This window comes from Rhizobium sp. CBN3 (assembly GCF_030518245.1).
Taxonomy (GTDB): domain Bacteria; phylum Pseudomonadota; class Alphaproteobacteria; order Rhizobiales; family Rhizobiaceae; genus Rhizobium; species Rhizobium aethiopicum_A.
Map to the genome: position 1 here is coordinate 74,994 of NZ_JAULSE010000004.1, position 22,007 is coordinate 97,000.

The 22,007-nt window shown below is 62.0% G+C and carries 19 protein-coding genes; 5 read left to right on the plus strand and 14 right to left on the minus strand.

What is annotated here, in order from left to right:
* Positions 1-17 precede the first annotated feature (17 nt).
* The 9 genes from QWJ46_RS08155 to epmA all read right to left on the minus strand — a co-directional run bounded on the left by QWJ46_RS08155 (position 18) and on the right by epmA (position 12,819).
* The gene (locus QWJ46_RS08155; RefSeq protein ID WP_302750462.1) at positions 18-3,329 is read right to left on the minus strand and encodes an alpha/beta fold hydrolase; all 3,312 of its coding nucleotides are present in this window, start codon (positions 3,327-3,329) and stop codon (positions 18-20) included.
* Positions 3,330-3,415: 86 nt separating this feature from the next.
* A complete protein-coding gene (locus QWJ46_RS08160; protein ID WP_302750463.1) occupies positions 3,416-4,594 on the minus strand; it encodes a glycosyltransferase family 4 protein in 1,179 nt (392 codons plus the stop codon).
* A gap of 41 nt (positions 4,595-4,635) precedes the next feature.
* Complete coding sequence (locus QWJ46_RS08165) at positions 4,636-7,116, minus strand: glycoside hydrolase family 2 protein (protein ID WP_302750464.1); 2,481 nt, start codon at positions 7,114-7,116, stop codon at positions 4,636-4,638.
* A gap of 16 nt (positions 7,117-7,132) precedes the next feature.
* Complete coding sequence (locus QWJ46_RS08170; protein ID WP_302750879.1) at positions 7,133-8,095, minus strand: DUF1839 family protein; 963 nt, start codon at positions 8,093-8,095, stop codon at positions 7,133-7,135.
* 8 nt (positions 8,096-8,103) lie between these two features.
* A complete protein-coding gene (locus QWJ46_RS08175; protein ID WP_302750465.1) occupies positions 8,104-9,012 on the minus strand; it encodes an amino acid--[acyl-carrier-protein] ligase in 909 nt (302 codons plus the stop codon).
* A 4-nt stretch (positions 9,013-9,016) separates the two neighbouring features.
* Positions 9,017-10,198 (minus strand): acyl-CoA dehydrogenase family protein, encoded by a 1,182-nt coding sequence (locus tag QWJ46_RS08180; protein ID WP_302750466.1) that lies wholly within the window; start codon positions 10,196-10,198, stop codon positions 9,017-9,019.
* Positions 10,198-10,449 carry an acyl carrier protein gene (locus QWJ46_RS08185; protein WP_302750467.1) on the minus strand — a complete coding sequence of 84 codons (252 nt, stop codon included), beginning with the start codon at positions 10,447-10,449 and terminating at the stop codon, positions 10,198-10,200. The genes QWJ46_RS08180 and QWJ46_RS08185 overlap by 1 nt, the downstream gene beginning before the upstream one ends.
* Before the next feature lie 253 nt (positions 10,450-10,702).
* Positions 10,703-11,761 carry a lysine-2,3-aminomutase-like protein gene (locus tag QWJ46_RS08190; protein WP_302750469.1) on the minus strand — a complete coding sequence of 353 codons (1,059 nt, stop codon included), beginning with the start codon at positions 11,759-11,761 and terminating at the stop codon, positions 10,703-10,705.
* Positions 11,758-12,819, minus strand: coding sequence for an EF-P lysine aminoacylase EpmA (epmA, locus tag QWJ46_RS08195; RefSeq protein ID WP_302750471.1), 1,062 nt, complete (start codon positions 12,817-12,819; stop codon positions 11,758-11,760). The genes QWJ46_RS08190 and epmA overlap by 4 nt, the downstream gene beginning before the upstream one ends.
* A 147-nt stretch (positions 12,820-12,966) precedes the next feature.
* On the opposite strand from epmA, the gene efp reads away from it, so the two are divergent.
* Positions 12,967-13,536 carry an elongation factor P gene (gene efp, locus QWJ46_RS08200; protein ID WP_064805660.1) on the plus strand — a complete coding sequence of 190 codons (570 nt, stop codon included), beginning with the start codon at positions 12,967-12,969 and terminating at the stop codon, positions 13,534-13,536.
* 142 nt (positions 13,537-13,678) lie between these two features.
* On the opposite strand, the gene QWJ46_RS08205 is transcribed toward efp, so the two are convergent.
* Complete coding sequence (locus tag QWJ46_RS08205) at positions 13,679-14,353, minus strand: GntR family transcriptional regulator (protein ID WP_088391103.1); 675 nt, start codon at positions 14,351-14,353, stop codon at positions 13,679-13,681.
* 147 nt (positions 14,354-14,500) lie between these two features.
* On the opposite strand from QWJ46_RS08205, the gene QWJ46_RS08210 reads away from it, so the two are divergent.
* From QWJ46_RS08210 to QWJ46_RS08225, 4 genes are read left to right on the plus strand one after another with little or no spacing between them, the layout of a single operon-like run.
* Positions 14,501-15,427, plus strand: coding sequence for an ABC transporter substrate-binding protein (locus tag QWJ46_RS08210; protein ID WP_184454581.1), 927 nt, complete (start codon positions 14,501-14,503; stop codon positions 15,425-15,427).
* 9 nt (positions 15,428-15,436) lie between these two features.
* On the plus strand, positions 15,437-16,180 hold the full coding sequence (locus QWJ46_RS08215) for an amino acid ABC transporter permease (protein WP_184454583.1): 744 nt from the start codon (positions 15,437-15,439) through the stop codon (positions 16,178-16,180).
* Between the two features lie 3 nt (positions 16,181-16,183).
* On the plus strand, positions 16,184-16,984 hold the full coding sequence (locus QWJ46_RS08220) for an amino acid ABC transporter ATP-binding protein (protein WP_302750477.1): 801 nt from the start codon (positions 16,184-16,186) through the stop codon (positions 16,982-16,984).
* Between the two features lie 55 nt (positions 16,985-17,039).
* Positions 17,040-18,236, plus strand: a complete 1,197-nt coding sequence (locus QWJ46_RS08225) for an FAD-binding oxidoreductase (RefSeq protein ID WP_302750479.1) — start codon at positions 17,040-17,042, stop codon at positions 18,234-18,236.
* 47 nt (positions 18,237-18,283) lie between these two features.
* Here the strand turns inward: QWJ46_RS08225 and QWJ46_RS08230 are convergent, their stop codons facing one another.
* Genes QWJ46_RS08230 through QWJ46_RS08245 form a run of 4 tightly spaced genes read right to left on the minus strand, consistent with a single transcriptional unit; the run spans position 18,284 to position 21,981 of the window.
* A complete protein-coding gene (locus QWJ46_RS08230) occupies positions 18,284-19,012 on the minus strand; it encodes an SIS domain-containing protein (RefSeq protein ID WP_302750481.1) in 729 nt (242 codons plus the stop codon).
* A gap of 17 nt (positions 19,013-19,029) precedes the next feature.
* On the minus strand, positions 19,030-20,181 hold the full coding sequence (gene nagA, locus QWJ46_RS08235; RefSeq protein ID WP_302750483.1) for an N-acetylglucosamine-6-phosphate deacetylase: 1,152 nt from the start codon (positions 20,179-20,181) through the stop codon (positions 19,030-19,032).
* Complete coding sequence (locus QWJ46_RS08240) at positions 20,181-21,212, minus strand: SIS domain-containing protein (protein ID WP_302750485.1); 1,032 nt, start codon at positions 21,210-21,212, stop codon at positions 20,181-20,183. Before QWJ46_RS08240 ends, nagA begins: the two co-directional genes overlap by 1 nt.
* On the minus strand, positions 21,205-21,981 hold the full coding sequence (locus QWJ46_RS08245) for a GntR family transcriptional regulator (protein ID WP_184454846.1): 777 nt from the start codon (positions 21,979-21,981) through the stop codon (positions 21,205-21,207). The genes QWJ46_RS08240 and QWJ46_RS08245 overlap by 8 nt, the downstream gene beginning before the upstream one ends.
* Positions 21,982-22,007 lie beyond the last annotated feature (26 nt).

Below are 22,007 nucleotides of genomic sequence, written 5' to 3' on the forward strand. Positions count from 1 at the left end.
CTCCGCAGAAGACCCGCTTACGCTCTTGCGAGACGAATGATCTCGTCGAGGACGAATTTACGCGATTGCGGCGGCGTCAGATTGTGGTCCGCATCCGGCAGCATCAGCAGCCGCACGTTCGAATAGCGGGAAAGCCTGGCGCCACGCGGGCCGAAATGGAAATAGACATGGTCGAGACCGACGTCGCCCTCGCTGTAGATCAGCGTCAGCGGCACCTTGCGCCGGCCGAACAACGCGAAGGACTGCCGGACCTCGCGGGCGATATGGCGCCGGTCGGGAAGCAGTTCGAGCAGCGGCGCGACGAAGGGCGACAGTCGCCGGCCGCCGGCGATGACGATATTCCGCAGCGCCGACACCACGTCCACCTGACCGCGCAGCAGCCGCTTCAGCGTGTCGAGCCTCGCCAGGCGCTGGCCGTAATCGTCGAGGCTACGGGGAACGGAGACGACATGCTCGCGGCGCACCGGCACCTTCGGATCCCAGTAATAGACGAAGGGATTGATCGAGACGACTGCCTTCAGCCGTTCGTCGGCAACGCCGGCGCGGAAGGCGACATAGCCGCCGCTGCAGCGGCCGGCGACCATGATGGGGCCGGCAACGACGCTTTCGAGCAGATCGAGCGCGGCGATCGCATCGTCGGTCTGTGTCATCGAATAAAGCACCTGCTCCGGCGCATCCGGCCGCGGCGGGCTGTCGCCGACATTGGCGGAATCGAAGCGCAGCGACACGACGCCCTGGCGGGCGAGTTCGCGCGCCATGTCTACCGTCGTCCGCCCCCAGCCGGCATGCCGGTCATAGGCGGTCGACAGGAAGAGCACGGCATTGCCCTTGATCTCGCCGAGCGGCCGACTGACGACACCGACCAGATGATCGTGACTTCCGAAACGCACCGGCATTTCCAAGAAACCTTCGCCGGCAAGCGGCGTGGTTTCGATCGCTGCCGGCGAATGAGCGGCGGATGTCTCCGCCGTCGCCGTCTTCAGCCAAGCCGTCAGAAGCTCGACGACATCCATGGGTGTCTTGGCGAAGAGCGGATTGGTGACGAGCTCGTCATAGCCGTCGAACACTTTCTGCTCGACATTGGCGCCAAGCGCCTGCAGCGCATCGGCAAAGCCGGTATCCTCGGCCCTGACCGGACGTTCGAGGATCAGGTAGCGTGACGCCGCCAGGCCCTGCGGCGCGGCGATGTTGAGCTTGCCGAGCTCGGCGGCGATCTCTTCCGGCATGACAAGCCCGGCGATCTGCACCTTTGCAGCCTGCACGTGCTCATGGCCGAGGCCGAGATCGGCGTCGATGATCTTCGACCACATGTTGAGTTCACGCATATAGGCGCGGCCGCTCAGCACTGGTGCCAACATGACGAGGCTGTCGACGCCCTCGATCGAGGAGCCGATGCGCTGGGCAAGGGTCGCGCCGAGACCTTGGCCGATTAGGATGATGCGGTCGCAGTCAGTCAGCGATTTCAGCTTGGCGGCCGCCGCGCGGATCGAGTTTTCCCAGGTTTCCAGCCTTGCCGGCAGCGCATCGAAATCGAGCGCATCGCCAGTGCCGCGGTAATCGAAGCGCAGGCTGGGTACGCCGATATCGGAGAAATGTTCGGCCGCGACGCGGAAGAACTTGCGGCTGCACATTTCCTCGAAGCCCCAGGGACTGACGAAGAGCACCGCAGCCGAGCGTTTCCGGGCTTCAGGATTTTCCGGCATGAACAGCCCGATAGTGCCATCGAAGACGACGGGCAGGGCGGCGTTGCGGCCGGCACCTTCGGCCGGTTCGAGCGAAAGTTCGCCGGGCGCGACCTTGGCGCGATCGGGATCGCCGGGGCGCCCCGGCGCAATGAAGTCGATCACGCGGCCGACCGGCCGCCGCAGCGCCGACGGCAGCTTTTCGACGATGGAGCGCATGACCTCAACATCCTCGAGGGGCACGGCGCGCAGCACGCGGAGTGCGGCGAAATGTGCGAGCGTGCCGGCGATGATCGCGGAGATAAGGCCCATCGGGCCATGGACGAATTCCAGCACTGAAATCGCCGCGCAGGCGCACAAGACGGAGGCGAGCGTCACCTTCGTCAGGCTTGCGTAGAGACCCGAAAGCTGGGACCCGAATCCTGTCTGTCTGATCATCATCACCGACATCGCAACGAACACGAGAATGCGTACGATTGCGGCCCCCTCGGCAGCAAGCCTAGGTACGATCAGTAAACAACCCGCTACCATGAGGAGGCCACCTATCACGCTGATGTTGAGGCGGGAGCGGGCCTTGTCCATCGACAGCAGATAGAGGCTGAGGATCTGCATAAAGGTGTAGGCGGGAGCGACGAGCGCGAGCAGCGCGACCACCGTGCCGCTGCGGCGGAAGGCTTCCCCGAACACGACGAGCACCAGTTCGCTGGAGATCGCGGCCAGCCCGAGGCTCATCGGCAGCACGATATAGGCCATGCTGCGGGTGACGGCGGCGAAGACCTCGACCGGCAAGGTCGAATCGTCGCTGCTGTGCCGCCGTTCGGAATAATAGGGCAGCAGGCTGCCGGTCATCTGGATCGGCAGCTGCAGCGCGATATTGGCGATCGACAGACCGACCGCATAATAGCCGACCATTTCCACCGACCAGAACTGCTGAAGGAAGAGCAGCTCGAGCCGGTTGAGGAAAATGGAATCGATGATGAACTGGATCGACAGGATGATGGAGGAGGAGGCGAGATACTTGAGTGAAACCCCGCACCAGTCGCGCCGTGCAAGCAGGATCGGCAGTGTGGCGAAAAACAACACGAGCTGGCCGAGCGCATAACCGACGAGAACGCCTTCGACCCCGTAGAGGACGGCGCCGGCGGCGACACCGGCGAGCTGTATGATGGAGACGGCGACGGTCAGTTTGAAGAAGCTGCCCAGCCTCTTTTCGCCGATCAGGTAGAATTTGACGAAAGATCCGATCGCCTGGACGAAGAACAGCACTCCGGTGACGAGCGCGACGGAAGGCGCGGTTTTCGCCCAGTGCATCTCCTCGGAGGTCAGGAAGAACAGGGCGTAGAGCGCCAGCAGCAGCACCGTCGAAAACATCATGAAGCTGACGAGGATGGCGGCAAAGCCTCGCCGGCGTCCCGCGTCATAGCCCTCCGCCGAAAGCTGCGGCAGGGTCTTCAGCAGCGTGATGCTAGAGCCGAGCTCGGCGATCGAGGCGCCCGTCATCACCAGCCACAGCGAGAAGGCGACGATGCCGTTGGCTTCCGGCCCAAGCAGGCGCGCGGTGATGATCGAGGAGACGAAGCCCGTCAGCAGCAGCAGCATGCCTGCCGCCGCATTCATCACCGAATTTGCGATAATACCCTTCGACATCTGTCCATCCGCCAGGCGGCCTAAGGCCGGATACCTGCCACCTCTAATGCGAAAATGTTAAAATAAAGCGGAGTGGCGACCTCACCTTAGCTGGCCTGCATCGCCGCCAGCTTCTGGAGCGCCTTCTCATAACTGTTCTCTGCGAGGTAGCGCAGCAGGAACGCCCGCGCCTTCCCGGCCTTCTCTCGTGCACGCTCGGGCGCACGGAAGATATCGCCGAGATGCGCGGCCGCGATTTCAGGAGAGGGATCCGCCCAGACCGCGCCCGGCAACCCCGCAAATTCAGGATGGGAATCGACGACGGGAATGAGGGGAGAGGCGACCAGCCAGCTGTTCTCGGGGTCGCAGAAATCTTCCGTGCCCGACCAGGCGGTTGATATCACAGGGGTGCAATGCATGATCGCCTCGGCCACCGTCAGCCCGAAGCCTTCCGAGCGATGCAGCGAGAGATAGGCATTGGAAGAGCGGATGAGGCCGCTGATCTCGGCGTTCGAGAGCTTGTCGGTAACGATCCGGATACGGCTATCGCCTGCGACCGACGCTATCACTTCGCGCAAGCCCTGATCCTTGCCGATATCGCCGCTCGCCTTCATCAGCAGAAAGGCGCTCGGGCATTCGGCGCTGAACAGTCTGAACGTTTCGATGACGGCTTGAGGGTTCTTCCGGTTGATCGAGGAGCCGGCGCTGAAGATGAAGCTGACGAGAAAGGCATCTTTCTCGATGCCGAACTTCTCCCGTATGCCCTCTGCAGCCGGCTTCTCGGCTACGGGATGCGGAACCACGATGACGGGCGCCGCCGTCAGCGGTGCAATCGTCCGCCTGGTGAATTCCGAGGGGACGAAGACGGCATTCATGTAACGCAACCCGTTGCGCCACTCCGCCGGCACGACTTCGAGCTCCCAGGCGAAATAGCCGATGTTGAAGGCGCGGGTGAATTTGGCGAGCCCCATCTTCAGGATGGCCCGCGGCAGCATCGGCGGATTGAGATGCCAGATACGGCTTCCTGCCGGTTCGACCGGAAGGTGCGACGACACCCAGCCGGCAAAGGATTTTTCACCCGGGTGCGTGCTGACGTCTGAGAGCGAAATCGCCCGTCCCGCTTGGGAAAGCGCATGGGCACAAAGCCTTGCCGATTCACCGATTCCGACGGGCATCGAGAGATAGCCGACGATTTCGACCGGCTTGCGCGGATTGAAGGCGAGACGCGACCGCGGGATCAGCCGCTGCAGGACATGGGCGCGTAGATAGCGGTATATCGTTCTCAAATTACGATCTTTCGATGAGCTTGCATTGTTCCCTGCGAGCCTCAGCCCGTGAGCCCGACGCGACGCGAACTGCCAAGACTTCTGATTTCGCCCGTCGGCGGAACATCGCTCTCAGTGCCGGAGAGCGCGGAGAGCTTCACGCGCCGCACCGGGCCGGGAGCAAGGTGGAACCAGTCGTCGTCGGCCCTGTAGCCTTCGACGTCGATATGCACCGATTGCGCCAGCCGGTCGGTCCTGAGATCGATGACCCAGCTGTCGCCGTCTCTGCCGAGCGACGCTTCGATGCTGGCGTCGTGCAGTGCTTTTCCGCGTCCGCAGGGGAAATGGAAGCTCTCGGCGAGAACGGCCCCATCGGCGAGGGATCGCAGGCGCGCCAAGCTTGCATCATGCGCCGGTGGGCCGAAACGGAAGGCATAGGTCGTATCGAAAAAGGCGCCGAACAGCGCGGTCGAGGCAAGGCGTTCCACGCTTCTTGCCGCCAGCTTGAAAGCCATGTTGCCGCTGACGACCTGCTGTTTTCCATCACGTAGGCAGACGACCTCGAGCTCCAGATCGAGGTCGGTGTCCGTCTCGTTGACGACATGCACGTCGAGGCCATTGGTTCCCTCATCGGTGAAGACCGCCTGAACCGGCCGGAAGGCACGTCGCATCGCATACCAGACAGGTTTCGGCTCGCCGGTGGAATCGATGACGCCCCAGCCGGGGCCGGGCAGCAGGTCCTGCAGCGTCCAGACGAGCGCTCCGTTGCAGCCGGAGCCCTTGCGCCGCCATTCGGCGAAGGTCTCTTCGATGACCTCGCCGGTAACGGCACGGGAAAAGTCGAGATAGCGTTCCTGATCTTCGCGGCGCACCAGGGCCGGATCGAAATCGTAGAGAAGCTCCAGATAAAAGTCGCGGACATCCTCGAAATCCCATGATGCGCTGCGGTCGCGGGGCACCCGCGCCTTCCACTGCGGGCTATGGACGGCGGGCACGTCGAGATGGCGCTGCAGCGTCCTTTGCTGCGGCACATGCGCAAAGGCGAGGCTTTCGGAGGCAAAGCGCACATCGGCGCGGCGGGCATCGGCAATCGGCCTCATATAGGCGCCGACGCCGTAATAATGCGCAATGCCTGAATTGGGCGAAAAGGGCATCGCTCCGCCATAGGGCGAATTCGGCACATAGGGCACGTCGGGACGCATGCGCGCGGCGATGGCCGGGATGATTTCGTCGGTGACCGGTCCACTCCAGAATTCCATGGGCAGGCCGAGCATCGCCGCCTGCTGATGGATCTCGCTGCCGCCGCAGAGAACGGCAAGGGAAGGCGACGCCTGGACGCCGTACAGGAATTCCTCGATTTCGGCATGCACATGCCCAAGAAAGGCCTTGTCGTTGCGCGGATAGTCGAAATTGGCGAACATGAAATCCTGCCACACGAGCAGGCCGAGCTCGTCGCAGAGCGCAAAGAAATCGGGTGTCTCGTAAGCCATGGTGCCGCCGATACGGATCATGTTCATGCCGGCTTGCCAGGCAAGCCGCAGGAACGGCTCATAATCCGCCCTCCCGCCTGGCAGCCGCGCAATATCGGCGGTCGTCCAGACCGCGCCGCGGCAGAAGACCCGCTCGCCGTTGACAAGGAGCGCGAAGTCTTCGCCATCCGCACCGCGGTCGACGTCGATGCGCCGGAAACCGGTGCTGCCGAGCGAATATTCCTCGCCGTCGGAAACCAGCGTCAGATCGTAGAGACGCGGCGTGCCGTGTGTATGCGGCCACCATGGCTCGATATCGGAGAGCTTGAGGATAGCCGAGTAATGATTTTCGCCGATCTTCTCGAAAGGCTGTTCCATGCCGCCGCAGCGCAGCAGCATTGCTGGGCCTTCGGCATTGTTATGCAGGGAGACGCTCAGCCGGCCGACGCCGCTCTCCTCCAGGACCGTGCGGATGGAGACATTGTCGATCGATACCGAATCGCGTTGCACCAATGAAATCGGCCGCCACGGTCCGATGGCATGGATATCGGGGCACCAGCCCGGCATATGGCCGAGCAGCGTCGTGCGGAAATTCTTCAGGCCCGCCGGCGTGATCATCTGCGGCCGCCAGCGCGCCCGCGGGCCGGGTTCGGACAGCCGGGGGCCGAGCGCCCGGAAACAGAGCGCCAGCTCGTCGCCGCCCGAAAGCGTCACCGGGAGCTCATGCGCCGTGAACATGCTTTCGGAAAAGAGGATTTCCTGACCGTTGAGGAAGACATTGCAGATCGTGGCCAGCCCGCCGAAACGCAGGATGGCTTCGCCGGGCTCGGCATCAAAAAGCCGGCACAGGTACCAGGCGTCCTTCATATTCAGCGGTTCGGGATTTTCCCGGTCGAAGAGCCCGGCTTTTTCAAGCGCGGCCGCAACGGTGCCGGGAACGGGCGCGGGAATGAACTGCGCGGAAAGATGAATATCGTGCGGTAGGGCGCAGGCGCCCGGCTCCGTCAGGACTAGGTTCCAGCCTTCGGAAAGCACACTTTCCCGGGCTCCGATGCTTGCCAAACGCCCCCGCATTGTCTGATCTCCGGCCTCAGATTCGCTCCGCAAGCGATGCCATCATGGAATCCCATGCATCGGCGGCCGGATCAAGGGCTGCCTGCAGCGGTTCGAACTTCCTGCGGGCGACAGCGCGGGCAAGCTGGAACTGCACGGATTTCGCCGCGTCGGAAATGCGCCGGGCATCCGCGGCGGCCGTCGCGAACTCGGTTGAGGACAGCCAGGTCAGATAATCAGCGGCCAGCTCGAAATTGGCGCCCACCTGACGGAGCGTGTTGAAGGCATATTTGTGGAAGAAGCCAAACGGCCGATCCGCCACCGCTTCCACCTGCTGCGGGAAGACGCGGGCGAAGGCGCGGATCGGGTTTTGGCGGGGGCGCCTGGCGAAGTGAAAACCGGCAAGCCGCCGCGCGGTCGCGCGAAGATGCGCTTCATCGGCGGGCTTTTCCGGAAACCGTGCAAATTCCGTGTAGGGCAGGAACGGTAGACCGCTCTCCGTCAGCTGCAACTGGAACAGCCCATCGAAATCCTCACCCTCGAGCTGGAAATAGCCGGCATTGTGAAAATACTCGACCTGCTTTGCCGCAACATCAAGCCGGTTGATCGCAACCGTCGTCTTGCCGTGCTCCTGCCGGTAGGCGGTGCCGCGGGTATCCGGCATGTAGAAGGAATCCATCTCGATCAGACAGAGGCGACCCCGCGCGAGCTGCACTTCGACATGCCGTTCGACGCGGTCGTAGATCGCCAGCTCGGTCGCGCGGATGCCATAAAGCGCTTCAAGATCTTCGAGCGGCACCTTGAAGAAGGTGAACTGGTCGCCCTCGAAGTCCTGCGCCAGGGTAAAACCCAGCATCGCCTCGGGCGCGACGCCCGATGTCGCCAGCACCTCGATCCAGAGATCGACATAGCAGTTGGTTTCCGGCCATGCACGTTCGCCGGCATGCAGCGCGTGCTGCCGGTAGGTTTCCGGGCTGATCCCCGGGAAGACCGATGTCATCGCCGTCATCAGCCCCACAGCGTTTTCCTAACGCTGGCCGGCCATTCCTTCACGTCGAGGCCATGGTGGTGGAAGAGGGCGAGCGCGATACGCTCCAGACCGAAGCCGACGCAGGCGGTGTGCGCCACGCTGCCGTCTTCGAGGTTCAGGCCCCACTTCAGACCGAAGGAGTCCTGATGGTAATTGAAACTCATGCAGGCGGTCGGCTTGGCCACTGAGGTAATCGGGATCAGCAGTTCGAACTTCAGGTTCTGGTCTCGCTGATTGTTGACCATCATCTTGCCGGCGCGGCCGAAGAACGGATCGTTGGCAACGTCGATGGTCACGTCGAGGCCGAGCTGCTTCATCATTTCGACGCCGCGGTCCATCCAGCGCTGGCGGAAATCGGTGACGTGCTGCTCGGTTCCCATGCAGACATATTCGCGCATGCGGAACAGCTGCTGGCGGGCGGGGTCCTTCGAAGGCTCGTGGCGGAAGCAGTAGGATTGCAGATCGAAGAGACCACCCGTCTTCGGCAGGTTGCCGCGCTTGGCGACCGTCGGATAGAGCGGGTAGCAGGCAGCCGGCGTCAGCACGATATCGGTCGCTTGCTGGTCCTTGGTCCAGTCCTCGCCGACCTCCATGCATTCAAGCAGGCTCATATGATCGAGCTCGCTGCCGCAGAAACTGTGCACCGTGCCGGCCAGCTGAGGGAAGCTTTTCATGTAACCGCTCTTTTCGAAGAGTGCGCGGTTCATGCCGGGCGGGAAACGCATCGCCTCGGCGCCGTCGGAGCCGCCGAACGTATCGATCAGCCGTTCGAAAGCGGTGATGACATCTTCGAACTGGCCGCTGCGGCCATAGAGACCGTCAACGCCGGTATCGATCAGCAGACCGGACTCGAAGAGCCGGTCCAGAAACGAGGTCTGCATATCCATGGCTTTACCCCAGTAGGCTAGTGTCCTGCTTGTGGACGAGAAGCATGCTCGACGTGTTGCCGAGGATGCGGTCGTTCGAGATCATGAGCTGAGCGGAATGGGCATCGCGCAGATGGCGTCCGAGGCTGAAGGGCGTGCCGTTTTTGTAGCCCATGATGCCGCAGATCAGCATGGAATGGTTGACGATCTCCAGGATCGTCTCGGAAGAGGCGATCTTGACGTTGTTCATCGCCACCGCAAAGCCCATCGACGACAGCCTGTCCGGATTTAGTTTGGCATCTTCATAAGCCTTCAACCCGGCAACGACGTTGGATTTCACCATTTGCAGCAGGGTCGAGACCTCGGCGAGGCGCAGGGCGCCCGGCGGCTGGGCGTCCGGCGCCTTGCGGGCAGCGGCGCGCACGAAGGCCTGGGCGCGGGCGACCGCATCGACCGCGATGCCGTACCAGACGCCGCTCCAGAGCAGATGCGAGGAAGCGAGCATTGATTGTGCGGCAATCTCGGCGAAAGGTTTCGGCAGGATCTGCCGTGCGGGCGCTTGGCCTTTGAAGAGGAAACCGTCGGAACAGGTGCCGCGCATGCCGAGCGTGTTCCAGGCATGCGTTTTTTCGAGCGTATACTGGTCCTTGAGGAAGGCCGTCAGCACCTGATCGGAAGAGGCTGCCTGCGGATGACTGCGCGAAGTGATGAGGATGGCGTCGGCATGCGAGCCGTAGGAAATGACGGTCGCATCCTTTTCGAGGCGGCAGGTATCGCCGTCGATCTCGATCGCACAAATGCTGTTGCGAAGGTTGCCGCCGATGCCGCCCTCGGTGGTGGCCGATGCGATCAGCAACTGTTCGGCAGCGATGCGGCGCATGAAGCCGCAATGCCATTCGTTTTCGGCGCCGTGCTCGACGAGGCTCGACAGCTTGATATGGTGCATGGCAAAAACCATGGCGCTTGCGGCACAGGCTTGGCCCAGCATCGAGCACAATTCGGCGATTTCGGTGGTCGAGGCCGATTCACCGCCGAGCTGGCGCGGCACCTGAATGCCGAGCAGCCTCTCGGCCTTCATCGCATCCACGGCTTCCCGGGGAAAGCGACCTTCGACGTCGACGGCGTCCGCATGTCTCGCCGCAACTTCGGCGACACGAGCGACCCTTGCGACAAGACCGTCCTCTATGATCTTGACGGGGAAGTTCATCAGGCGACCTTCCGACCGTCCTGGATGATATCGACCGTCTTGGCGATGGCCGAGATGCTCGCGAATGATTTGCGGTTCAGCAGGTTGTCGGGAAATTCGATGTCGAATGCCTCTTCGATGCCGAGCATGAGCTGCACCGAGGCAAAGGACGTCAGACCTGCCGCATAAAGATCGGCGTCGTCGGCGACCTGGTCGATTGACACAGGAAGCTTGCCGAATTTGGCTACGAGGTCGCGGATTGTCGTATTCATCCCATCACTCCAAGATTCTCATGATCCCGAACCGGCGTTCATCGCCTTGTCATGAGCGTTCTTTTAGTGCGGAAAACAGAACATTCCGCTAATTTATTGGGTTAAAGATGATTGTTCCTCATGGTTAGGATTTTAGCGATCCTTCCGGAGAGGACGCGAATGTTTATTTTATATCAATCTGCTAAGATCATTTCAGCGATAATGCTCGACACAGCTTCCGGTGCCGCGAGTACAGAAATGATACGGAAAGCCGCTAAGCCTCGTCAGTGGGCGGATAGCAATGCTCGCCGCCGCGGTAATCCGAAACTGAATAACAGCCGTCGCCCGTCGGCCGGATGCTGCTTCCGCTGACGACGGCTTTGCCGTGACCGCCCGGAATATCGAGGATGTAGGTCGGCTGGCAAAGACCGGAAATCCGTCCGCGCAGCGCCGCCACGATCCTCTGCCCCTCCTCGATCGTCAGCCTGAAATGACCGGTTCCCGGCGCAAGATCGGGATGATGGAGGTAATAGGGTTTCACGCGGATTTCGACGAAAGCCTTCATCAGCTCCGCGAGCACGTCGGGATCGTCGTTGATGCCCTTGAGCAGCACCGACTGGCTGACCATGGCGATTCCGGCATCGATAAGGCGCGCGCATGCCGCACGCGCTTCCGTCGTCAATTCCCTGACATGGTTGGCATGCAGCGCCACATAAACGGTCTTGCCACTCGCCTTCAGCGCGGCGATGAGCGCCGCATCTATTTTCTCGGGATCGACGACGGGAACGCGCGTGTGGAAACGCACGATCTTCACATGCGCGACATCAGCGAGCGCCTCCATGATGTCACGGAGCCGGCGCGGCGAAAGCACCAGCGGGTCGCCGCCGGTCAGGATGACTTCCCAGATTTCCGGGTGGCCGCCGATATAATCGAGAGCTGCCTGCATCGCTGCGCCGTCGAGCGTGCCCAAACCCTGCGGCCCCACCATTTCGCGACGGAAGCAGAAGCGGCAGTAGACCGGGCAGACATGCACGGCTTTGAGCAACAAGCGGTCGGGATAACGATGGACGATGCCTTCGACCGGGCTGTGGGCATGGTCGCCGATCGGATCGGCGCGTTCCTCGGGGGCGACGATAAGTTCGGCAGCGTCAGGCACGAACTGCCGCGCGATCGGATCATCAGGATCGCCGCGGTCGATCAGCCTGGTCATCGCCGGCGTCAGGGCAATGGCGTAACGCGCGGCCACCGCTTCGAGCGCGGCACGATCGGCAGGCGCGGCAAGCCCCGCGTTCACGAGGTCGTCGACACTCTTCACCGGTTTGACGACATTCATCTTCCATACTCCGCAACCGGCGCCCAGAGCACCTGGTCGATACGCGACGCTCCCGTCGCCAACATCACCAGCCGGTCGAAACCGAGCGCAATGCCGCTTGCCTCGGGCATCAATGACAGCGCAGCCAAGAAATCCTCGTCGATCGGATAGGTCTCGCCGTAGATCCGCACCTTCTCGGCCATTTCGATCTCGAAGCGCCGGCGCTGCTCGGCAGCATTGGTGAGTTCGCCGAAGCCGTTGGCAAGCTCGACGCCGCAAGCATAGAGCTCGAAACGCTCGGCAACCCGTGGGTCGTGCGCCGAGGGACGCGCAAGTGCTGCCTCAGAGACGGGATATTCATCGAGGATGGTGATACGACCAAAACCGAGATGCGGCTCGATCTTTTCGACCAGCACCCGGCTGAACAGATCGGCCCAGCCGTCGTCTTCGGCGACACGCATGCCGACGCGCCTGAGCTCGGCCGCCAGATGAGCGCGATCGGTCCATCCGTCAGCGGCGACGGAAGCGAGAAGATCTATGCCGGCATGACGCTCGAAGGCTTCGGCCACACTGATCCGCTCCGGCCCTGCGAAGGGATCGCTCTCGGCGCCGCGATAGGCGAGCCTCGGCGTCTTCACCGTTTCGGCGGCCAGCGCCAGGAGCCGCACGCAATCCATCATCAGGCTCTCGTAACTTTCGCCGGCCCGATACCATTCGAGCATGGTGAACTCGGGATGGTGCAACGGCCCGCGCTCGCGGTTGCGGTAGACATGGGCAAAACAGGAGATGCGCTCCTCGCCCGCCGCAAGCAGCTTCTTGCAGGCGAATTCCGGCGAGGTGTGCAGGTAAAACGGCGCCGTCTGACCGTCCGTCGTTATCGCTTCCGTCGCGAAGGCATGCAGATGCGCTTCGTTGCCGGGCGAGACCTGCAGCACCGCCGTATCGACCTCGATGAAATCCTCGCGCGCGAAAAACCCGCGCAATGCCGCCTGAATCGCGTTGCGCCCGATCAGGAACGGGCGGCGATCGGCATGCACGGACGGGGTCCACCAGGGGGAGGCTTTGGCCGAAAAGTTCATTCCAAGCTTTCTTCGCCGGAGAAGCCGGTATGGGGGTGGCTATTTCCCGGATTTTAGGTTAGTTGCGCCCCCAAAGAAAAACATTTGCGTCTTGGGGCGTCTCGACAGTCCTCTACGACGCCGAAAGCCGAGTTACAAGGAAGTCTTATGGTCAAGGTCATCGCCTCTTCGGTCCGCAAGGGCAACGTTCTCGACGTGGACGGCAAGCTCTACGTCGTTCTCACCGCCCAGAACTTTCATCCGGGCAAGGGCACGCCGGTCACCCAGGTCGACATGCGCCGCATCGTCGACGGCGTGAAGGTTTCCGAGCGCTGGCGCACCACCGAACAGGTCGAGCGCGCCTTCGTCGAAGACGTCAACTTCCAATACCTCTATGAAGATGGTGAAGGCTTCCACTTCATGAATCCGGCAACCTATGACCAGGTGGTCGTCAGCCAGGAAACGATGGGCGACCAGAAGGCCTATCTCCAGGAAGGCATGACCTGCATCCTGTCGATCCATGAAGGCATTCCGCTGGCGCTCGAACTGCCGCGCCACGTCACGCTCGAGATCGTCGAGACGGAACCGGTCGTCAAGGGCCAGACGGCATCCTCGTCCTACAAGCCGGCCATGCTCTCCAACGGCATCCGCACCTCGGTTCCGCCGCATATCGACGCCGGCACCCGCGTCGTCATCGCGACGGAAGACAATTCCTACGTCGAACGCGCCAAGGACTGATCCTGGTTTTCATCCATCGAGGAGGCCGGCTCACGCCGGCCTCTCACTGAAATGTGAACTTCAGGCAGGTGTCGATGACCGCTCATTCTGCCCGGAAGTATCTTCGCTCAGCAAAAGCTGGACCTAATTCCTAGAGCCGAAATCAGATAACCTTTCGGACCTCGCTCTCGAAGCTCATGACATGAGCCATTGCGATCTTTTCAGCCTCATCTGCATCCCCTCTGCATACCGCCTCAAGCATGAGGACTTGATCATGCAAGACGTCCTCAAGGCGCGGCACCAGAGTCGGAAAGCGTTTCATGGCGACGTAAAGGATTCTCAGCGACAGATTGTGGTAGTGATCCAGGGTATCGAACAGGAAAGAGTTCTTCGCCACTTTGTAAATGAAGCGGTGAACCCGCCGATCCAGGGCAAGGATATCTTCCAGTGCCATCGGACCGGTCGTTTGCTTGAGCTCATCGATCAGTAGCCGCGCTTCTTGCCGCTCAAACTCGCGCAGCCTTTCCGCAGCTAGCCGGGTCGCCCAGGATTCGATCCGTGCCCGCGCCTCGTAAACCGCCGTCAGATCATTGATATCGATCTTGCTGACAAATGTGCCGCGCCGCGCGCTGACGACAACGAAACCATCATATTGCAGACGCTGAAGCGCCTCCCGGACCGGAGTGCGCCCGACTTCCATGCGTTTCATGAGGTCGGCTTCCCGCAGAAGCGTGCCCGGAGGAAGCAGCGTCGTGATGATGTCGTCGCGCAGCCGAATATAGGTCCGCTCCGCCAGCGTTGCTTCAGCCGCTTCGTAATCCACTTCGAATGCCGACATATTCAGCGTGTTCCTCTCTGTCCATTTCCGCATAGCTAGAGGTTGCTCCGCCTAGAAAAAAGGCGCTCAACGAATCTGCTTGACTTCGTATCATGGCTGCATATTGTCAATATATCAGCAATATATAACCACAAAGAGGGGTTTCAAATGAAACATGCTGAATTGACAAAAAAACCGCAGGCGAATGGGATCATTGCCGTGGCGATCTTGAGTTTGGGGCTGTTTGCGACGGCTGTGCCATTCACTGCTAACGCCGACGATCTGGAGCTGATGAAGGCGGGCACGCTCGTCGTTACGGTCCAGCCTTACATGCCCTATACGGCGGTCAAGGATGGAAAGCTCGTCGGCCTCGACAGCGACATCTTGACAGCCATAGCCGATAAGCTCGGTCTCAAAATCGAAATCAACGTCACCGACTTTCCGGGCATGCTGGCTTCCGTGCAGACACAGCGGGCTGATATAACCATTGGCGGAATCGCCTGGTCCGACGCTCGCCAGAAAGTCGGCTTGTTCACGGACCCGCCGTATTATTCGCCGCCGGCGATGGCCGTAAGCGGCACGGCGAGCTTTCCCGATGTTGCGAGCCTCGAAGGCAAAAATCTCGGCACCGTTACCGGCTATGTCTGGGCGAAATCCATCGCTCAGGTACCTAACGCATCACCCCATACGTTCCCGAGCGCCGACAGTGTGTTCCAGGATATTTCTGCCGGGCGGCTGGACGTCGGCTTTCTCGATCCGCTGCTGATCACCTATCAACAGCAGCAGCGCCCCGACATGAAGGTCCGCATCGAATATCTGAAACCGCCGACAGACGAACAGGTCGCCGCGCATCCCGATTACAAATATTTTCAAGCCTACATGACCGGATTCTACCTTCCAAAGCAGTCGCCGAAGCTGGCCAAGGCTGTTTCCGATCAGATCGACGGCATGTACAAGGACGGATCCCTTGCCGCTTTGATCACGAAATGGGGCGGCGATCCCCAGCAGTTCTTGGTCCCATCGCCCGAGATGGCGGCACAGCGGCGCGGCGTCGACCGTCCGGCCGACTGGAACCCGCCTTCCGTCGCGAAGTGAGATCGAAGCATGACGGCGTTGTCATCCTTCACCGATATCTTCCAGGTTCCCTGGAACGACTACGTCGGAAACATTGCCGGGGGTCTGCTCAAGACCCTCGGCTATACCGTGGTCAGCTTCATCGGCGCGACGATTCTTGGTCTTGTCCTTGCGTTGATGAGGCTCAACCGGCTGCGACTGGTCCGCGTCCCTGCGGCGTTCTACACCGAGCTTTTCAAAAACGTACCGCTCCTGGCGATCATTTTCCTCACCTATTTCGGCCTGCCTTCCGTGGGCATCAGGCTGGAGGTTTTCGAGGCTGGAGTGTTGAGCCTGGTGCTCTTCTACGCTGCCTACCTGTCCGAGATCTTTCGAGCAGCTATCGCCGGCGTGCACCAAGGACAGCAAGAGGCGTCTCAAGCTCTCGGGCTAGGGCGCGTCAAGACTTTCAGCCATGTCGTCCTGCCGCAGGCGGTGCGCCTGGCGCTTCCCGGTACGAACACGATGTTCGTCGATCTGATCAAGTCGACCTCGCTGCTTGTGACGATCTCCGCTGCCGAGTTGATGACGCAGGCGCAGTTGATCGCCTCGGAAACATTCCGGGCGCTTGAAGTGTATCTGGTGATCTCGGCCGTCTATTTCGCTATCTGTTATCCGGTGTCGCAATGTCTGCTTCTGCTGGAGCGCAAGATCCAAGCTGGTGTGCCATTGTCATTGGCGAGAAGGCGCCGGCTCAAATTGGCCAAGACCTATCTCGCCGAGGGAAAGGTCTGACCCATGACGACCACTCCTGCCAAAACTGCCTTTGTGCCAAAGCAGCCGGTCGGTCGCTCCGCCGTCAAAATTAGCGGATTGCGCAAGTCTTTCGACGGGCGCCTGGTGCTCGACCGCGTCGATCTCGAGGTTCCCACAGGCAAAATCGTGAGCATCATTGGCCAGAGCGGTGGAGGAAAGACCACCCTCATGCGCTGCGTCAATTTGCTTGAGCGTCCCGATCAGGGAACGATCACTGTCGGCGATGAAACGATTTTTGCCGACGGCAAGGTGACCTGCCGCAACCTTGCAAAGCTTCGGCAGCGTGTCGGCATGGTGTTTCAGCGTTTCAATCTGTTCCCGCATCTGACGGCCCTGGAGAACGTCGTTCTCGCTCAGATGCACGCGGCCGGGATTAGTGAAGGACAGGCTGTGGAGCGGGCCGTGAAACTTCTGACCAGAGTGGGCCTTGCCAAACGGGCGATGGCTTATCCTGAACAAATGTCGGGCGGCGAGCAGCAGCGTGTGGCGATCGCACGCGCTCTGGCGCTGGAACCGACCGTGTTGCTGTTCGACGAGCCGACGTCGGCGCTCGATCCTGAATCGACCGGCGAAGTGCTCCGCGTCATGCGGGAGCTTGCGGCCGACGGCATGACAATGATCCTGGTCACCCACGAGCTGCCCTTTGCGAAGGAGGTGTCGGACTGGGTCGTGTTCATCGATGGTGGTCTTATCATTGAGCAGGGAACCGCCGGAGACGTGCTTGACCGTCCTACCGAAGCGCGCACGGCTGCCTACGTCGCGCGCTACGCGTCGCCAGGCTAGCTCCTGGTCTGATCGGCATCCAAGCCTCGTTTCTCTAATGATAAATCCACATCTGATGAATAAGCTAACAACAGATATCGCCGTCATCGGCGGCGGCGTGATCGGCGTGGCAACCGCTCTGCGGCTGCGTGCCGACGGTCGCGATGTCGTTGTGATCGAACCCAACAAACCTGGTTCGGGCGCATCGTACGGCAATGCCGGGACGATCGCCGATTATGCAATCATTCCCGTTGGCACGCCCGCTGTCCTCAAAAACCTGGTCTCGCTGCTGCTCAATTCCGACAGCCCGTTATCCATCCGCAAGGCGGCATTGCCCACCTTGTTTCCATGGCTGATGCGTTTTGCCTACGAATCCCTCCCTCACAGATACAGAGACAATACCAGCCGTATCGCCGACCTTCTGTCCAACGCTTCATCGGAATGGCTCGACCTTGCAACAGAGATCGGCGCATCCGATCTCTTGAGTGCGAAGGGATGCCTCTACCTCTACCAAACGCCCGAGGCCTTCAAGGCGGCTGCTTCGGATGTCGAGCTTCGCCGAAACTACGGGATTGCGCAGCAGCTCCTCACTCCCGACGAGGTGCGAAGCCTGGAGCCTCGGCTGCCGCAGGTTCATGGCGGAGGGCTTTTCTTTCCGAACGCAATAAACTTCACCGACCCCGGCGAGGTCATGAGCGTGATGGAAGCCGCCGCCAGACAAGCGGGCGTCGAGTTCGTCCGAGACGCCGTGACGACTATTTCGCGCGAGCGGAATGGAGTGAGGATGATGGCTTCAGCCCACAGCATTCATGCCCGAGCGGCAGTCATCGCTGCCGGCGCACATTCCCGCGGCCTGGCTCTGCAGCTCGGAGAGCGGGTCCCCCTGGATACCGAGCGCGGTTATCACCTCGAGTTCGATATGGAAGCACAGCCGGTGGAACGACCGGTGTGCCCGACGCATCATGGATTTTACTTTTGTCCGATGCGTGGCCGCCTGCGCGTGGCCGGCACTGTTGAACTCGGAGGCCTCACCGCGCCTTCGAACCCACGGCGCCTCGAAGTGCTATTGACAAACGCCCGCAGGATTTTCCCGACGCTTGGTGAACCAAGCCGGAGCTGGATGGGCTTTCGCCCTTCCATGCCCGATTCCGTTCCCGTTATCCGGCCTTCAAGAGGAGGAAGGGATGTCGTGTTTGCTTTTGGACACGGGCATATCGGCTTGACGCTGGCACCGCGGACGGCCCGTATGGTTAGCTCGATCCTCGCCGCTTGATCGCGTCATGAATCGTGCTTGCGACAGCAGCAGGCTCCTTTATCCTCTCAGAGATGCGGGTTGCGCGGCCGGTACTTCTTGACGAGCTTCTGGTTGATCTCGGCCGCGCCCGGCATGTTGGCGCTGAGATAAACCGGCGCATCGCCGGATTTCGAAAGCTCCGAGGCGACTTCGGCAAAGATCGCGTTGATGATGGTCACACCGACCGCCGTCGAGACCGGTCCGACCCGAAGCCCTGCGCCCTCGAGATCGACAACGGCGTCACCCGGCGGCAGTCCGTTGTCGAGCACCACGTCGGCGACGTCGGCGAGCCGGCGGCGGCCATTGGCGATAGCCGAGGAATAGGCGATCGAGGTGATGGCGATCACCTTTGCGCCGATGTCGCGGGCATAGTCGGCGGCTTCGATCGGCGCGGCGTTCACCCCCGAATTGGAGGCGATGATGATGACGTCGCCCGGCTGCATGCCGTAACGCTCCAGCATCGGCCGCACCAGGCCTTGCGTGCGTTCATAGACCGAACTGATGACCGCACCCTCATGCAGCATGGCCGAGCCGACGAGCACGGGCACGGTGAAGGCAAGCCCGCCGGCACGATAGTGCACCTCTTCCGCCAGCATATGCGAATGGCCGGTGCCGAAGACATAGACACGTTTGTCGCCGCGGGCCGCATCGAGGATGACCGCCGCAGCCTGCGCCATCGGCCCGGCAAGCGTCTGCTTCAGCTCTTCCAGCCGGGCGATCAGGTTGGAGAAATAGGCATCGGTAATCTCGGTCATCCCACTTCTCCTTGAGTTCAGGCCGCTTCGCCGGCAAGCCAGCTGGCGGAGACGGTGAGCGCATCGGTGAGATGCACGAGATCGGCACGCGCGCCCGGTGAAAGATGGCCGCGATCGGCAAGTCTCAGGAAACGGGCGGGATAGAGGGTCGCCATGCGCAGCGCCTCGGCGAGCGTCAGGTCGAGATAGGCGACGCCGTAGCGGATCGTCGAGATCATGTCGACATCGGAGCCGGCGAGCGTTCCGTCGGAAAGCACCAGCTTCGAGCAGAAGCCGCCCCGTTCGCGCCGGACGGTGCGGCCGTTCAGCGTGAACGAGTCCTGCTGCGAGCCGACAAGCGACATCGCGTCGGTGACGAAGAACAACTTGCCTTCCCCGCGCTTGGCGCGCAGCGCCGTGCGCAGCGCCTTCGGATCGACGTGATGGCCGTCGGCAATGATGCCGCACCAGGTTGCGGGATGATCGATGGCTGCGCCGACGAGGCCGGGAGCACGGTGTCCCATCTGGCTCATGGCGTTGAAGAGATGCGTGACCCCACGCGCTCCGGCATCGAAACGTTCCTCCGCCGCCTCGCTCGAACAATCGGAATGGCCGATGCTGACGGTAACGCCGGCTTCCGCAAGCTCGCGCACCTGGGCGACCGTCACCTGCTCGGCCGCGATGGTGACGAGCAGCGTGCCGATCGACTCACGTGCCCGGATGAAGGCCTTGACGTCACGGTCCTCCACTGGCCGCATCAGTTCGGCCAGATGCGCGCCCTTGCGGGCCGGTGCCAGATGCGGGCCTTCGAGATGCAGGCCGGCGACGCCGCGGTTCTCTTTTACAGCCTCCTTCGCCGCCTCGATGGCGGCATCGGTCGCCTCCGATGTATCGGTGATCAAGGTCGGCAGCAGCGATGTCGTGCCATAGGGCCGATGCCCGTCGGCGATGATCTCCATCGACGCTGGGGAGGGCTCGTCGTTCAGCATCCGGCCGCCGCCGCCATTGACCTGCGCATCGATGAAGCCGGCCGACAGCACGCCGCCTTCAAGGGTTACCGTCTCGCCATCGGGCAGGTCGTTTTCCGCGACGATCGTTTCGACGCGGCCGTCGGCAAGGACGAGTGCCTTGTCGTCATGGAAGCGCTCGCCGTCGAAAATGCGGGCGCCGACGAAGATCTTGCGTCCCATCAGACCGTCTCCGTCACCTTGAGCAGGTTGGCCGGCCGGTCGGGGTCGAAGCCCTTGCGGCGCGTCACCGATTCGATCAGCCGGTAATAGACGAGCAGCGATACAAGCGGATCGACAAGACCGTTGCCCGTCGTCGGCACGCGCAGATTGATGCCGGAGAGCGGCTGCGTGGAGAAACCGACAGTGGTGGCGCCGAGCTTCTGCAGCCGCTGCAGCGCCTGACCGTTATTGGCGAAGGCCGCGTCGTCAGGCGCAAAGGCGACGACCGGAAAGCCCGGCTGCACCAGGCGCATCGGGCCATGCATCAGTTCCGCCAGTGAAAAGGCCTCGGCGTGCAGGCCGGAGGTTTCCTTGGCCTTCAGCGCCGCTTCGAGCGCGATCGCGAAGGCCGGGCCGCGGCCGGCCGTATAGAGCGAGGTCGCATGGAACAGCACCTCCTCGGCCGCCGCCGTGTCGATCCCGGCGGTCGCCGAAAGCGCCTCCGGCAGTTTTTCCAGTGCTGCATGCAGGTCGGACGCGCCGCCGATCGCAGCCGTCACGCCGGAAAGCGCGGCGACGGAGGCGATGAAGGATTTCGTTGCCGCCACACTCTTTTCCGCGCCGGCGTTGAGGCCGAGGACGATATCGGCCTGTTTGGCAAGCGGGCTATCGGTGACATTGACGACGGCGATCGTCGTCGCGCCGCCCTTCTTCGCCGCTTCCTGCAAGGCGACGATATCCGGGCTCGCGCCCGACTGCGAGACGGTGAAATGCACGCCGCCCTTCAGGTGCAGGGCCGCACCATAGACGGAAGCGATCGATGGGCCGACCGAGGCGACTGGGACGCCGCAGGTGATCTCGAACAGATATTTGAAGAAGGTGGCAGCATGGTCCGAGGAGCCGCGCGCGGCCGTCGTCACCACGCTCGGGCGAGCGGATGAAAACAGCCGGGCAATCTCGCCAAAGACCGGCTTTTCGTTGTCGAGAAGCGTGGCCACCACTTCGGGTGATTGGCCGGCTTCCTGCAGCATTAGCGACTGGTTCTCACTCATGGTCATCTCCAATTCTCAATTCGGCAACGAAATCGTAGGCATCGCCGCGATAATGCGAGCGGGTGTATTCGACGACGCGCTGGTCTTCCAGGCGCGAGACACGTTCGATCAGAAGCGCCGGCGCGCCTGCCTTGACGTTCAGCATCGCGGCATAGGACGCATCGAGCGTGACGGCGGTCAGCCGCTGCAGCGCACGCACCGGCCGATGGCCATTCGCCGCCAGCGCATCGTAGAGCGATCCCTCGCCGCCGGCGTTCTCCCCCAAAAACTTGACCGGCACGACGGCGCGCTCGATCGCCAGCGGCAGGCCATCGGCGAGGCGCAGCCGGTCGAGCCTCAGCACCGGTTCGTCGCCGCCGAGGCCGAGCAGGAAGGATTCCTCCGGCGACGGCGTGTTGACCTCCCGCGACAAGATGCGTGCGGCCGGCAGACGTCCGCGCGAGCGCATGTCGGCGGAGAAGGAGGAAAGCCGCCAGAGCGATTGCTCCATGCGCTCCACCTTGCCCGATACAAAAGTACCGCTTCCGTGGCGCGATTCCAGTGCACCCGTCGCCATGAGGTCGCGATAGGCAGTGCGCACGGTGACGCGGCCGAGCTTGAGAGCCTCGGCAAGATCGCGCTCGCCCGGCAGCGCCGTGCCGGCCTTCAGCAAGCCCTCCTGAATGAGGCTGGTCAGCGCCTGCGCCAGCCGCTTGTAGAGCGGTCCGGCCAGCGCTTCGTCGCGCAGGCCGCGCCTATTGAGTTCAGCTACTAGACTGGTTCTATCCATGGACACACAATAGAACCTATATAGAA

Coding starts and splice junctions, on each gene's coding strand:
- QWJ46_RS08170 (WP_302750879.1), bottom strand. CDS start 8,095: ATGACATCGGTCTTCCCGGGGATCAGCCCGGAAACCTACCGGCAGCAC.
- QWJ46_RS08225 (WP_302750479.1), top strand. CDS start 17,040: ATGAATAAGCTAACAACAGATATCGCCGTCATCGGCGGCGGCGTGATC.
- QWJ46_RS08210 (WP_184454581.1), top strand. CDS start 14,501: ATGAAACATGCTGAATTGACAAAAAAACCGCAGGCGAATGGGATCATT.
- nagA (WP_302750483.1), bottom strand. CDS start 20,181: ATGGGACGCAAGATCTTCGTCGGCGCCCGCATTTTCGACGGCGAGCGC.
- QWJ46_RS08220 (WP_302750477.1), top strand. CDS start 16,184: ATGACGACCACTCCTGCCAAAACTGCCTTTGTGCCAAAGCAGCCGGTC.
- QWJ46_RS08245 (WP_184454846.1), bottom strand. CDS start 21,981: ATGGATAGAACCAGTCTAGTAGCTGAACTCAATAGGCGCGGCCTGCGC.
- QWJ46_RS08205 (WP_088391103.1), bottom strand. CDS start 14,353: ATGTCGGCATTCGAAGTGGATTACGAAGCGGCTGAAGCAACGCTGGCG.
- QWJ46_RS08215 (WP_184454583.1), top strand. CDS start 15,437: ATGACGGCGTTGTCATCCTTCACCGATATCTTCCAGGTTCCCTGGAAC.
- QWJ46_RS08165 (WP_302750464.1), bottom strand. CDS start 7,116: ATGCGGGGGCGTTTGGCAAGCATCGGAGCCCGGGAAAGTGTGCTTTCC.
- QWJ46_RS08185 (WP_302750467.1), bottom strand. CDS start 10,449: ATGAATACGACAATCCGCGACCTCGTAGCCAAATTCGGCAAGCTTCCT.
- QWJ46_RS08155 (WP_302750462.1), bottom strand. CDS start 3,329: ATGTCGAAGGGTATTATCGCAAATTCGGTGATGAATGCGGCGGCAGGC.
- efp (WP_064805660.1), top strand. CDS start 12,967: ATGGTCAAGGTCATCGCCTCTTCGGTCCGCAAGGGCAACGTTCTCGAC.
- epmA (WP_302750471.1), bottom strand. CDS start 12,819: ATGAACTTTTCGGCCAAAGCCTCCCCCTGGTGGACCCCGTCCGTGCAT.
- QWJ46_RS08190 (WP_302750469.1), bottom strand. CDS start 11,761: ATGAATGTCGTCAAACCGGTGAAGAGTGTCGACGACCTCGTGAACGCG.
- QWJ46_RS08230 (WP_302750481.1), bottom strand. CDS start 19,012: ATGACCGAGATTACCGATGCCTATTTCTCCAACCTGATCGCCCGGCTG.
- QWJ46_RS08240 (WP_302750485.1), bottom strand. CDS start 21,212: ATGAGTGAGAACCAGTCGCTAATGCTGCAGGAAGCCGGCCAATCACCC.
- QWJ46_RS08175 (WP_302750465.1), bottom strand. CDS start 9,012: ATGGATATGCAGACCTCGTTTCTGGACCGGCTCTTCGAGTCCGGTCTG.
- QWJ46_RS08180 (WP_302750466.1), bottom strand. CDS start 10,198: ATGAACTTCCCCGTCAAGATCATAGAGGACGGTCTTGTCGCAAGGGTC.